General features: G+C 61.3%; 11 protein-coding genes and 2 pseudogenes. 3 read left to right on the top strand and 10 right to left on the bottom strand.

What is annotated here, in order from left to right:
• The 8 genes and pseudogenes from L9Z73_RS15245 to L9Z73_RS15210 all read right to left on the bottom strand — a co-directional run.
• Positions 1 to 1,193: pseudogene (locus L9Z73_RS15245) on the bottom strand (5-methyltetrahydropteroyltriglutamate--homocysteine S-methyltransferase); the annotation flags it as partial.
• Positions 1,194 to 1,416: 223 nt separating this feature from the next.
• Positions 1,417 to 2,736 (bottom strand): OprD family porin, encoded by a 1,320-nt coding sequence (locus tag L9Z73_RS15240; protein ID WP_247402368.1) that lies wholly within the window; start codon positions 2,734 to 2,736, stop codon positions 1,417 to 1,419.
• Positions 2,737 to 2,874: 138 nt separating this feature from the next.
• Positions 2,875 to 3,708, bottom strand: a complete 834-nt coding sequence (locus L9Z73_RS15235; protein WP_247402364.1) for a phosphodiesterase — start codon at positions 3,706 to 3,708, stop codon at positions 2,875 to 2,877.
• Between the two features lie 10 nt (positions 3,709 to 3,718).
• Positions 3,719 to 4,750 carry an ABC transporter ATP-binding protein gene (locus tag L9Z73_RS15230; protein WP_247402361.1) on the bottom strand — a complete coding sequence of 344 codons (1,032 nt, stop codon included), beginning with the start codon at positions 4,748 to 4,750 and terminating at the stop codon, positions 3,719 to 3,721.
• Positions 4,747 to 5,541: an ABC transporter permease gene (locus tag L9Z73_RS15225; protein ID WP_247402358.1), complete on the bottom strand. Its 795-nt coding sequence runs from the start codon at positions 5,539 to 5,541 to the stop codon at positions 4,747 to 4,749. The genes L9Z73_RS15230 and L9Z73_RS15225 overlap by 4 nt, the downstream gene beginning before the upstream one ends.
• Positions 5,538 to 6,356, bottom strand: a complete 819-nt coding sequence (locus L9Z73_RS15220) for an ABC transporter permease (protein WP_247402355.1) — start codon at positions 6,354 to 6,356, stop codon at positions 5,538 to 5,540. Before L9Z73_RS15220 ends, L9Z73_RS15225 begins: the two co-directional genes overlap by 4 nt.
• On the bottom strand, positions 6,357 to 7,361 hold the full coding sequence (locus tag L9Z73_RS15215; protein WP_247402352.1) for an ABC transporter substrate-binding protein: 1,005 nt from the start codon (positions 7,359 to 7,361) through the stop codon (positions 6,357 to 6,359). It lies immediately after the preceding gene.
• The gene (locus tag L9Z73_RS15210; RefSeq protein WP_247402349.1) at positions 7,345 to 8,364 is read right to left on the bottom strand and encodes a LacI family DNA-binding transcriptional regulator; all 1,020 of its coding nucleotides are present in this window, start codon (positions 8,362 to 8,364) and stop codon (positions 7,345 to 7,347) included. The genes L9Z73_RS15215 and L9Z73_RS15210 overlap by 17 nt, the downstream gene beginning before the upstream one ends.
• Before the next feature lie 355 nt (positions 8,365 to 8,719).
• Here L9Z73_RS15210 and L9Z73_RS15205 point away from each other — a divergent pair, with 355 nt between their 5' ends.
• Both L9Z73_RS15205 and L9Z73_RS15200 read left to right on the top strand, forming a co-directional pair.
• Positions 8,720 to 9,817, top strand: coding sequence for a carboxynorspermidine decarboxylase (locus L9Z73_RS15205; RefSeq protein ID WP_247402347.1), 1,098 nt, complete (start codon positions 8,720 to 8,722; stop codon positions 9,815 to 9,817).
• A gap of 28 nt (positions 9,818 to 9,845) precedes the next feature.
• On the top strand, positions 9,846 to 11,090 hold the full coding sequence (locus tag L9Z73_RS15200) for a saccharopine dehydrogenase family protein (RefSeq protein ID WP_247402344.1): 1,245 nt from the start codon (positions 9,846 to 9,848) through the stop codon (positions 11,088 to 11,090).
• A gap of 178 nt (positions 11,091 to 11,268) precedes the next feature.
• Here L9Z73_RS15200 and glsB read toward each other — a convergent pair whose 3' ends face one another.
• Both glsB and L9Z73_RS15190 read right to left on the bottom strand, forming a co-directional pair.
• Positions 11,269 to 12,177: a glutaminase B gene (gene glsB, locus L9Z73_RS15195; protein WP_247402342.1), complete on the bottom strand. Its 909-nt coding sequence runs from the start codon at positions 12,175 to 12,177 to the stop codon at positions 11,269 to 11,271.
• 107 nt (positions 12,178 to 12,284) lie between these two features.
• Positions 12,285 to 12,695, bottom strand: coding sequence for a hypothetical protein (locus tag L9Z73_RS15190; RefSeq protein WP_247402339.1), 411 nt, complete (start codon positions 12,693 to 12,695; stop codon positions 12,285 to 12,287).
• A 177-nt stretch (positions 12,696 to 12,872) separates the two neighbouring features.
• On the opposite strand from L9Z73_RS15190, the pseudogene L9Z73_RS15185 reads away from it, so the two are divergent.
• Positions 12,873 to 12,999 (top strand): annotated as a pseudogene (locus tag L9Z73_RS15185) (septal ring lytic transglycosylase RlpA family lipoprotein); the annotation flags it as partial.

Here is a 12,999-nt window from a genome sequence, read left to right as displayed (position 1 = left end):
TGCGCCTGGATGAGGTGTTGCAGCATGTGGGGATTGGCAGCTTGCCGTATTTCACGGCGCGGCATGCGTTGGATGAGGGGCGCTTCGGGCTGGTTGACGGCCTGGGCCAGCACGGCCACTTCGGCGCACTTCTGGACCGCGAACGCCAGCCAGCTTTTCAACTCGCTATCGAGTTGGTCTTCACGGCCCAGGTCGACCGGGCTGTGCAGCAACGAGCAGGACGGCGCCACCCACAGCCGATCGCCCAGTTTCTCATGGGCGTGCTGCAGGGTGCCGAGGGCGTGTTCCAGATCGCAACGCCAGACGTTACGGCCGTTGACCACGCCCAGGGACAAGACTTTGTAGGCCGGTAGGCGATCGAGAATGGTCGGGTACTGCTCCGGTGCGCGCACCAAGTCAATGTGCAGGCCATCCACCGGCAGGTTGGCGGCCAAGCCGAGGTTTTCTTCCAGGCCACCGAAGTAAGTCGCGACCAGCTTTTTCAGCGGATCGCGCTGGATCAGGTTGTAGGCGCGTTCGAAGGCGTTTTTCCATGCCTGCGGCAGGTCGAGTACGAGAATCGGCTCGTCGATCTGCACCCACTCCACGCCCAGGTCAGCCAGGCGCTGGAAGATCTGGCCGTACAGTGGCAGCAGCCGTTCGAGCAGGTCGAGCTTGTCGAAATCCTCGCCCTTGGCCTTGCCCAGCCACAGGTAAGTCAGCGGGCCGATCACCACGGGCTTGACGGTGTGGCCCAGGTCACGCGCCTCCTTGACCTCGTCGAAGAGCTGCTCCCAACCGAGGTGAAAGTGCTGGTCGACGCTGAATTCAGGCACCAGGTAGTGGTAATTGGTGTCGAACCACTTGGTCATTTCCTGGGCATGCGACCCGCCGCAGCACTGGTCACTGACGCCGCGCGCCATGCCGAACAAGGTCTGCAAGGTGGCTTTGCCATCAGCCGGGCGGAAGCGCTCAGGGATCACACCGAACATCAGCGAATGGGTGAGTACCTGGTCGTACCAGGCAAAATCACCGACGGGCAACAGGTCGATGCCGGCCTGTTTTTGCAAGGCCCAATGCGCCTTGCGCAAGTCACGGCCAACGGCGTGCAGGCCGGCTTCGTCGAGTTCGCCCTTCCAAAACGCTTCCTGCGCTTTTTTCAGTTCACGATCGCGTCCAATGCGTGGAAATCCGAGGGAATGAGCGACTGCCATGACTTACAACTCCAATACCGTTAGTGATGGCGGCCATTGTCGGCAGACTCGCATAGTGAGACAAACTCATTTTATTCCTAATGATCACAAGATCTACTCATGTTAATAGGGCCATGACGCACTCGCTGCCGACCCGCGTCACCGATTTCGTCATGCGGGCGAGCCCCTGTAGGGGCGAGCTTGCTCGCGCCTACAGGGGCACTGATTCGATCCTCCCCGCCACTTACATCAACGGAATCGAATAACTCACAAACAGGCGATTCTGGTCCTGGTCCCGCGCGACCTCACTGCGCGACACACCGTTACGCCAGCCGAACCCGACGTTCTTGAAGGTGCCGCTCTGCACCACATAATCCAACGAAATATCCCGCTCCCACTCGCTGGCGTTATTCCCGCTGGCGGTGAGAATATGGTCGCCTTTCAAATACATCATCGACGCCTTCAAGCCCGGCACACCCAACGCCGCGAAGTCATAGGCGTACTGCGCAAAGGCCGTGCGCTCGCCGGCCTGGATAAAGGTTTGCACCGTCCGGTCGGTGTAGAGGTACAGGCTGGAGCCACCCTCCCCTTTGTTCACCAGGCCGCCCTGGTTGAGCTGGGCAAAGTTGCTGTCATCGGACACTTGTTGGTAACCGGCGGTAATCGCGTGGGGCCCCAGGGAGTAGATGAAGGCCGCACTCCAGGTGTTGTTGTCGATTTCACCGCTGCTATTTTTGGTATAGCCGCTGAACTTGTAGCCTTCGGCGCGCCCGGCGACGCTGCTGTTTTTACCGTCGGAGGTGGTCTTGAAGTAACGCAGGTCGGTTTTCAACGAACCGTAGTCGCCCAGCGGCAATACATGAATCAAGCCGGCAAAGTGTTGTTGGTAATAGTCTTCGAGGTTGGCGTAGTAGTACTGGACCATCAGGTCCTTGGTCAGTTGGTAGTCGGCACCGGCGTAGGTGAATTTATTGCTTTCCTGGGTGCCGCCCGCCGCCGCCAGGCCGCTGCGGTCGCTGGAGCCGCGCCCGGTGGTGTGTTGAAGCTGGCCGCCGATCAGGGTCAGGTTGTCGATGTCTTTGCTGGTGACCTGCCCGCCTTCGAACGATTGCGGCAACAGGCGGCCATCGTTGCTCACCAGGATCGGCAGGTTCGGGCGCAGGTAGCCGTAGCGCGCTTCGGTCTTGGCGAAACGCGCCTTCGCGGTGGCGCCGCCACGGGCCCAGTTGTCCACGGCCTTGCCGTCATCGCTGGGGATCATCGAACTGCCGACATGGCGCCCGGCACTGCTGTCGAGGGTCATGCCGAGCATGCCGACCGCGTCCAGGCCAAAGCCGACGGTGCCGTCGGTAAAGCCCGACTGGTAATTGAGCATGAACGCCTGGCCCCACTCTTCAGTCTTCGACGGTGCGGCGGTGCCGTCGCGGTTGTCGTTGTTGAAGTAGAAGTTGCGCATACTCAAGTTGGCTTTGCTGTCGCTCAAAAAATCGGCCGAAGCCAGGGGGCTCAGGGCGATGCCCAAGCTGCCGGTCAGTAGGCTTAATACATTCAAAGTGGCTTTCATCAGGACGAACTCCGGCGCGGAATCCAAGTTCCGTGCGCTAAAAATGGACAGCAGGAAGCACGCGGCCACACTTGAGTTGGCCGTTGCGTTAACTAACGTTCAGTTACTTGGGTGGGTGAAGTGAACCTCCGTAAAACCTCAGTCAATCAATCCATGAGCGTCATAAAACGGATACGGCCCCGGGTAGTCCCCAAACACGCCGTTGTGGCTGACCAACCCCTGTTGCGCATCCCAGCGATGCAACAAGTAACCCGCCGGTTCCAGGTTGAAATGCGCCGGCGCGGCGTCTTGCAGATCCAGCACGATCTGATGGGACGTGCCAGGGCATACACAGCTCAAACTGCCGCCGAAACGCCGCTGCATCGACCGGTGCAAATGCCCGCACAGCAGGCGTTCCACTTGCGGGTGGCGCGCCACGACGGTTTCCAGGGCGGCGGCATTGATAAAGTGCTCGCGGTCCATATGGCCGATGCCGCTGATAAACGGCGGGTGATGCAGGATCAGCACGGTAGGCGCTTGCGGACGGAGTGCCAACTGGTCGTCGAGCCACTGCAACTGGCTGTCCAGCAGTTGGCCGCCATGACCACCGGGGATGGTGGAGTCGAGGCCGATCAAGCGCAGCGGGTGTGCGTCGACGACCCAATCCAACGGGCCCGCCGGCGAACTCGGCAAGTAGGTGTGATCGCCGAACGCGTCCAGCAACGGCCCGCGCGCGTCATGGTTGCCGGGCACCAAGTAGCAAGGCATCTGCAGGCGTGCCAGTTCAGGGTGCAGCACGGCGTATTCATCGGCACGGCCGAAGTCGACCAGGTCGCCGCTGATCACCACGATATCGGCGCGTGGGTGGCTGGCGTTCAGATGGTCGACGGCGCGGCGCAGCGCACCCAACGTGTCGACCACGCCGTAAGTCAGGCGCTGACCGGCTTTAAGGTGCAGATCGCTGATCTGCGCAACAAGAAACGGACGGTTCAAAAGGCAACTCTCACGCATTCAGGGTGAACAACATGTGCGGCGCGATCGCCAAGGCAATCGGCGCGCCGACGGCGTATAGCTGGTGGTCGTTGCTGTCGACCAACAACGGTTGCGGGCCGCCCACATCCACCAGCAGGCGGCTTTGCGCACCTTGGAAAAACTGCGCCAGCAGATGGCCGTGCAGATGCCCTTCGTGCTCCATCACCCGCAAGTGTTCGGGGCGGCAGTACACGATGCCGGGCAACTGCGCTGTATGCCACGGCAACTCGCCGCCGCAGACTTTCAAACCATGGGGTGACGGCTCAATGACGTGGAAGGCATTCAGGTTGCCGACAAAGCCTGCGACGAAGGCGTTGGCGGGTTTCTGGTAGATGTCCCGTGGGCTGGCCAGTTGCGCGACGCGGCCGTGCTCCATCACCAGGATGCGATCACCCAGGGCCATGGCTTCACCCTGGTCGTGGGTGACAAACACCGAGGTGATACCGAGGCCGCGCAGCAGTTGATTCAACTCACTGCGCAGGCGCTCACGCAATTGCGCATCGAGGGCGGCCAGGGGTTCGTCCAGCAACAGCACCTTGGGCCGCGGCGCCAGCGCACGGGCCAAGGCCACGCGCTGGCGTTGGCCACCCGAGAGCTCGTGGATGCTGCGCTTGCCATGGTGTTGCAAACCCACCAGCTCCAGCAGTTCCTCGCAGCGCTTGTTGCGCTCCGCTGGCGACATACCGCGAATCTTCAGGCCATAGACGATATTCCCGGCCACATCCAGGTTGGGAAACAGCGCATAGTTCTGGAACACCATGCCCACATCACGGCGCTCGATGGGCAGGCGCGTGACATCCTGGTCGCCGAAGAACACCTGGCCCACATCCGGGCGTTCCAGGCCGGCGATCAGGCGTAACGTGGTGGTTTTGCCGCAACCGGACGGGCCGAGAATGGCGAGGGTTTCGCCGCCTTCGACGGTCAGGTCCAAGTCATGCACGGCCACGGTGCCGTCGGCGAACGCCTTGCGGCAACCTTGCAGGCGGATAGTGATAGCGGTCATCGACGCTCTCCACGGGACAAACGAGCACTGATGGCCTGCAACGCAATCAGCAGCGGCACGATCATCAGCAAAAAGATAAGGGTGTAGGCGCTGGCGATTTCCAGGCGCGCCGAGGCGTAGCTGTCGGCCAGGCCCACGGGCAGGGTCTTGGTCATGGGCGTATGCAGCATCCAGGTCAGGTTGAATTCACCCAGCGACAAGGTGACCACCATCAGCACACCCGCGAGAATGCCCGCCCGGCAATTGGGCACCACCACGCTGAAAAAGCGCTTGATGGGACCTGCGCCCAGGCTGGCCGCCGCTTCCTCCAATACCGGCAAGTGCTGGCGCTGCATCACCGCCATCACCGGGCGCACCAAAAACGGCAAGGTGAACAGCACATGGCCGACCAAAATGAACAGCCAACTGCTGCGAAACGCGCCGAACTGGCCGTAGGTCAACAGTAAGGCCAGCGCGCTGGCCAGCCCCGGCATCGCCACCGGCAGCACCATCAGTTCCTCGAAAGCGCGACTGAAGCGATTGTTCATGCGCACCAGAGCGTAGGCCGCCGGCACGCCGATCACGCAGACGCACACCGCGCAGGCCAGGGCCAGTTGCAGCGACAACCACACCGTCGGCGAATAGGCCTGCCAGACCTGGATCAGCCAATCGAAGGTCAGGCCACTGGACAGGCCCACAAAGAAATTGCGCGTGAGCCCGGCCAGCAACGACATCAACACCGGCACCAACATGAAGGCGCACACCAGCAGGGTAAACAGCAGTTGCATCACGAACAGCGATGAGCGCTTCACAGGACAGTCCCCGCGTTTTTCACCCAGCGCCGGGTGAGCAGCAACACCGCCCAGGTCAGCGCGCCCAACACCACCGAAAGCGCTGCGGCGACGGCAAAGTTGGCGTAGTTGGTGAACACGTTGTAGATGGCCACCGGGGTCACGTTCAGCCGCGTGCCCAAGGTGAACGCCGTACCGAAGGCGCCCATCGACGTGGCAAAGCAGATCGCCCCGCAGGACGCCAACGCCGGTGCCAGGCCCGGCACGATCACATCGCACACCACGCGCCAATGCCCTGCTCCCAGCGAGTGCGCGGCTTCTTCCAGGCTGCGGTCGAGGCTTTCGCATGCGGCCATCACCGTGAGGATTACCCGTGGGATCGAGAAGTACAGATAGCCGACAAACAACCCGGCCAGCGAGTAAGCGAAGATCCAGCGCTCACCGACCAACTGCAGGCCCAGGGACGCCAGCAAGCCCTGGCGCCCGGCCAACAGGATCACCAGAAAGCCCACCACGACACCCGGGAATGCCAACGGGAACGTCAGCAACGCAACCAGCGCCGAGCGCCCGAAGAACTGCTGGCGCGCCAGGAATACAGCGCTGATGCCGCCGATCAGTAGCGCCACAAGCGTGACGAACACCGCCAGCGCACAGGTTTGCGCCAGGCTGCCTAGATACTGCGCGCTGCTGAGTACCTGCCAATAACCGCTGCCGTTGCTGTCGCGGCTCTCGGCGCCGAGCACCATCAGGTGCGCCAGCGGCAACAACCAGAACGCGAGCAGCACCGCAAAGGCCGGGGCCAGGGCCCAGGCAGCGTGTCTTGCCGATGCGGCCACTTACTTGACCTCGTTCAGGTAACGAGCGGCAAAGGCTTCCTGCACGGCGGCCATCTTCTGGTAGTCCACCACACCGGCGCGGGCGTAATCGCTGTCGGGCAGGAACTGCGCGGCGACCTCGGCCGGCATCTGCACCGGGCGTATCGGGCGCAGGTATGCCTTCGCCCATAGCGCCTGGCCTGCATCGGACAGGACGAAATCGAGGACTTTTTCGCCATTGGCGCGGTGCGGCGCGTTGGCCACCAGGCTCATCACGTAGGGCACGCTGATGCTGCCTTCCTTGGGAATCACGAAAGCGACGTTGGCGTTGTCTTTGTAGCGTGCGCGGTAGGCGTTGAAGTCGTAGTCCACCAGGATCGGCAACTCACCGGACAACACCCGCGCATAGGCGGTTTGCTTGGGCACGATGGGGGCGTTTTTCGCCAGTGTCTGGAAGTAGTTGATGGCCGGGGCGAAGTTGTCCAAGTCGCCGCCCAGGGCGCGGTTGATCGCCACCGCCGACACGTAGCCGACAAACGCGCTGGACGGGTCCAGGTAGCCGACCATGCCTTTGTATTCAGGCTTGAGCAGGTCGGCCCAGCTCTGCGGCACCGGCAAGCCACCCAGGGCATCGACATTGACCATAATGCCCAGGGTGCCGGAGTGGATGGCGAACCATTGGCCGGACGGGTCTTTCAAACCGACGGGAATCTGCTCCCAACCCTTGGGTTTGTAGCCATCGACCACGCCGGCCTTTTGCGCCTGCAGGCCGAAGGTCACGCCGTAATACACCACGTCGGCCACCGGAGCGGCTTTCTCCGCCACCAACTGCGCCAGGGACTGGCCGGAGTTCTTGTTGTCCAGCGGCACCTGCACGCCGGTGCTGGAAGCGATGGCCTTGAGCTGGGTGCCCCAATCGGCCCAGTCCGGCGGGCAGTTGTAGCAAATCGCCGTGTCGGCGGCCTGGGCTAGGCTGGCCATACCGCACAGCAGCACGGCTGCCAGGGTTTTACTGAATACGCGCATCGAGGGTCTCCTCATGGGGTTGAGTGCTTTCACCCGGCCGGATATGGCAAGGCAGGCAATGGGAAATCGGGACGTTGCCGGCGATCTGCGCCAGCAACTGGTCAATCACGGTGCTGGCGAGCAACGCGATGGGCTGCACCACGCTGCACAACGTCGGGTGCATCTGGGTGCCGAGGGCGATGCCATCGAAGCCCATCACTGACAGTTGCTCGGGTACGTTCCAGGCGTTGCGGCGCAGCTCGGCGATCAGGCTGATCGCCAGGAAGTCGTTGGAGCACACCAGCGCGGTCGGCGCATCCGGGCCTTTGAGAAACGGGGCGATGGCGGCGAATTCAGCCTGCGTGTGGGCTGGCATTTCGATCACCGGGCGAGCTTGGAGGCCATGCTCTTTCATCCCATCGCAATAACCGGCGTAACGCAGACGTGCGCGGTCGGACTGCAACGCGGGGCCGGCGACCATGCTGATGCGCCGGTGCCCTGCTTCCAGCAAATAGCGCGTAGCCAGGGCCATACCGGCGCGGTTGTCGACGGACACGGCGCTGTAGTCGGGGTTGCTGGGTTGGTGGTAGGCCAGCACAAACGGCGTCTGCTCGCTGGACAGGCTGTGCAGCACGCTGTTGCTTTCGGCATCCGTTACCGTCAGCACCAGGCCGTCGACGCGCTGGCGCAGCAACTCTTCCACCACAATGCTTTCGCGCTCGCTGCTGTAGTCGGTGGTTGCCAGCAACAGGCTGTAGCCGCGCAAACGGGCCGCACGCTCCATGGCCTGCAATTGCTCGGCGAAGACGGGGTTGAGCAAATTGGGCACCACCACGCCGATCAGGTTGGTGGTTTGCAGCCGCAACTGGCGGCCGAGCAAGTTAGGCCGAAAACCCAGCTCGCGGGCAGCGGCGAACACCTGTTCACGCGTCGCCGGGCGTACCTGGTCGGGAGAGGCAAAGGTGCGGGCAGCGGTAGCGCGGGATACCCCGGCCAGCCGTGCAACGTCTTTCAAATCAGTCATTGTCACTCGCTTGAGATCGATCTCATTGGCGACGACAGTAACGGCGCAATGTGGCAGGAACGTGGTGGGCAGATGACGGTTTGATGTCAGCGCCCTGGATACACCGCGATCCCAATGTGGGAGGGGGCTTGGCCCCGATAGCGTTGTGTCAGGCACCCGATAGGCCAGCTGATCCACCGCTATCGGGAGCAAGCCCCCTCCCACATTGGACCGGTGCATGCCGTTGGATAGTCATATTCCGTGGCTATGCTTGAAAACCCGACGCGCAAAATCCGCCCGCTAACCTTCCGATCTGCGCCAAGTGCGGGCACAATGCGTGTCCTTTTTTGGCAGGCACCGCCGTAGGCTCTCAAAAATGATCAAAACGCCGTACTACCTCATCGATAAACAGAAGCTTCTGGTCAACATGCAGAAGATTGCCTACGTGCGCGAACAGTCCGGCGCCAAGGCGTTGCTGGCGCTCAAGTGCTTTGCCACCTGGTCGGTGTTTGACCTGATGCAGCAATACATGGACGGCACCACGTCGTCGTCGCTGTATGAATTGAAGCTCGGCCGCCAGAAGTTCGAAGGCGAGGCGCACGCCTACAGCGTGGCCTGGGCCGACGATGAAATCGAAGAGATGCTGGATAACTGCGACAAGATCATCTTCAACTCCATCAGCCAACTGCAGCGCTTTGCCGAGCGCTCCGAGGGCAAGACCCGCGGCCTGCGCGTCAACCCGCAGGTGAGCAGTTCGGATTACCTGCTGGCCGACCCGGCGCGCCCGTTCAGCCGTCTGGGCGAATGGGACCCGGTGAAGATCGAAGGCGTGATTGAGCAGATCTCCGGTTTCATGTTCCACAACAACTGCGAAAACGACGACTTCAGCCTGTTCGACAAGATGCTGTGTACCATCGAAGAGCGCTTCGGGGCGCTGCTGCACAAGGTCAATTGGGTCAGCCTCGGCGGCGGCATCCACTTCACCGGCGAAGGCTATGCGCTGGACGCGTTCTGCGCACGCTTGAAAGCCTTCTCGCAGAAGTACGACGTGCAGGTGTACCTGGAACCCGGCGAAGCCGCGATCACCAACAGCGCCTCGCTGGAAGTCACCGTGCTCGACACCCTCTACAACGGCAAACACCTCGCCGTGGTCGACAGTTCCATCGAAGCCCACCTGCTGGACCTGCTGATCTACCGCCTCAACGCCAAGCTGGCGCCGAGCGCGGGTGAACACACCTACATGGTATGCGGCAAATCCTGCCTGGCCGGGGACATTTTCGGCGAGTATCAATTTGATCGTCCGTTGGCCATCGGCGATCGGCTGTCGTTCATCGACACCGCGGGCTACACCATGGTCAAGAAAAACTGGTTCAACGGCCTGAAAATGCCGTCCATCGTAGTGAAACAACTCGACGGTACAGTCGAAGTGGTTCGTGAATTTGGTTACGACGACTACCTGTCCAGCCTTTCGTAAGCTGGCGGATAAAGGAGAGATAAAGCAATTGAAAAAGAACGTTCTTATCATTGGTGCAGGAGGTGTCGCCAAGGTGGTGGCCCACAAGTGCGCGCAGCACAACGACGAACTCGGTCGTATTGCTATCGCGTCGCGCAACATCTCCAAATGCCAGGCCATCATCGACAGCGTCAAGGCCAAGGGTAGCCTCAAAGTACCCGCCGACATCCAAGCCTTTGCGCTGAACGCCCTGGACGTGGAAGCGACCAAGGCCCTGATCCGCGAGACACAATCGCAGATCGTCATCAACGTCGGCTCCGCGTTCCTCAACATGTCGGTGCTGCGTGCCTGCATCGATACCGGCGTGGCTTACCTCGACACCGCCATCCACGAAGAGCCGGGCAAGGTCTGTGAGACCCCGCCGTGGTACGGCAACTACGAATGGAACCACCTGGAAGAGTGCAAACAGAAGAACATCACCGCCATCCTTGGCGTGGGCTTCGACCCGGGTGTCGTCAACGCGTATGCCGCGCTGGCGCAGCAAGAGCATTTCGACCGCATTGATTCGATCGACATTCTCGACGTCAATGCCGGCTCCCATGGCAAATACTTCGCCACCAATTTCGACCCGGAAATCAACTTCCGCGAATTCACCGGACAGGTGTGGAGCTGGCAGAACAGCCAGTGGACCAGCAACACCATGTTCGAAGTCAAACGCACCGACGACCTGCCGGTGGTCGGTTCGCAGAACCTGTACCTGACCGGCCACGATGAAGTCCACTCGCTGTCGAAAAACCTCGACGTGCCCAACGTGCGCTTCTGGATGAGCTTCGGTGAACACTACATCAACGTGTTCACCGTACTGAACAGCCTCGGCCTGCTCTCCGAAAAGCCGGTCACCACCGCCGAAGGCCTGCAAGTGGTGCCGTTGAAAGTGGTCAAGGCCGTGCTGCCCGACCCGTCTTCACTCGCCCCTGGCTACACCGGCAAGACCTGCATCGGCGACCTGGTCAAAGGCACCAAGGATGGCCAGCCACGCGAGATGTTCATCTACAACGTGGCGTGCCATGAAGCAGCCTTTGCGGAAACTGAAAGCCAGGGCATTTCCTACACCGCAGGCGTGCCACCCGTCGCCGCTGCGCTGCTGGTTGCACGTGGCGAGTGGGATGTGAAGCACATGGCCAACGTTGAGGAGCTGCCGGCTGAGCCGTTCCTCAAGGCGCTGGACGTGATGGGCTTGCCGACTCGAATCAAAGACGAGCACGGTGATCGGGCTTGGGATGCGATTGCCTGATAGGCAATAGCTGACCGAACCAAAATGTGGGAGGGGGCTTGCCCCCGATAGCGGTAGATCAGTCACAGCTGTATTGACTGACACACTGTAATCGGGGGCAAGCCCCCTCCCACATTTGGATTCGTGATGCTGTGAGACCAGGCGTCTTAAAATCGCTCCTGCACACACGGAAGCAATCTCAAAACACCGACCAGCCAATCCGCTCACTCAACAACTCCAGCGCCTTGATCCCCGCCAGCGAATTCCCCGCCGCGTTCAACTCCGGCGACCACACGCACACCGTGAACTGCCCCGGCACCACCGCGACAATGCCGCCGCCGACCCCGCTCTTGCCCGGCAAGCCCACGCGATAGGCGAAATTTCCCGCTTCGTCATACAGCCCGCTAGTGGCCATGATCGAGTTGACCTGTTTGGTCTGGCGCGCGGTCAGTATCTGCTCGCCGCTGTGGGCACTTACCCCCTCGTTGGCCAGGAAGCTGAACGCCTTGGACAAATCCAGGCAACTCATTTGTAGCGCACAGTAATTGAAGTAACTGTGCAGCACCGCGTCGACGTCGTTATGGAAGTTGCCGAACGACTTCATCAGGTAGGCCATGGCCGCATTGCGTGCGCCGTGTTGCGCTTCCGACTCGGCGACGACGCTGTTGACCAGGATCTGCGGGTTGCCCGACAGGCGCCGCACAAAGTCGCGCATCGACAGAATCGGCACGGCAAAGCGTGACTGATTGATATCGCAGATCACCAGCGCGCCGGCATTGATAAAGGGGTTGCGTGGGCGGCCGCGTTCGAACTCCAGCTGCACCAGCGAGTTGAACGGCTGGCCCGAGGGCTCGTGGCCCAGGCGTTCCCAGATGGTTTCGCCGCCGTGGTCGATGGCTTGCACCAGGCTGAACACCTTGGAAATGCTCTGCACCGAGAACAGGGTATCGGCATCCCCGGCGCAGTAGGACGCGCCGTCATTGCCGTACACAGCGATCCCCAGTTGATCAGCGGGCACGTCGGCCAGCGCGGGGATGTAGTCGGCGACTTTGCCGAGGCCGATCAGTGGACGAACTTCGTCGAGAATCGACTCCAACAGCGCCTGCATGTCTTGTCCTGTCATCGTTCTTTGAATCAGTGGTAAGCGGGGCGCGGAGGATACTTCAATGTGCGCGGCAGTCCCACTGGCGGCGAGGACGGGTGGCGGTGGGTGGCTTAGAAATACGTCACATCCGACACCTGCTCATCCAGCACATCCTGCGCCAACGCCCATGCCTGGTCATTGGACCCCACCAGCAGCAGCGGATAACCCCAGGCCTGGCCGAAGGTCATGGCGAATGGCTTGAGTGCCCGGCGTTTGGCCGCGCAGGGCTCCACCTGGATCATGCCTTTGACATACGCACGCAGGGTCTGCCGGTGTTTCTTCATCCAGAGCGAGGCGTGCTCGCGCTCTTCGTAGGAATGCGCGTGATTGAGTTCGTCCAAGGCTTTTTCATACAGCAGCACAAAAGATTGCTGACGTGCCAGCAGGCCTTCGAACATCACGAAGCTGTCCTGCGACCCGCCTTCATTCGGGGCATCAAAAACGATCTTCACCACGGGAAATGTTGAACTGTCGAGGCGCATGGCAGAGCTCCTTAATGAGAGTAAATCTCACTATGAGTGCTCGCAAGGCTGGACGGCATTGCACAGAATAGCCAAAATGTTTCGCAATTCAGCCAAGCTGCGAGCCCGCTATGAAACGTCACCGCCTGGACCTGCATGATCCGCTGTTGGCCAAGGATGCCGACGTGATCCCGCGTGCCGTGGTGGGACGTCGACGTGTCGAAAATCCCGGATGCCACGCCAACCCTGCACACCGGCCCGTACAAGGCCAACCCCTATACCGTGCTGGGCAAGAATTACTTCCCGCTGCAAGACTCCAAGACCT

The sequence above is a fragment of the Pseudomonas emilianonis genome, assembly GCF_023072625.1.
In the GTDB taxonomy this organism is placed as follows: Bacteria; Pseudomonadota; Gammaproteobacteria; order Pseudomonadales; family Pseudomonadaceae; genus Aquipseudomonas; species Aquipseudomonas paraveronii.
This window is presented reverse-complemented; position numbering and strand designations above follow the sequence as displayed.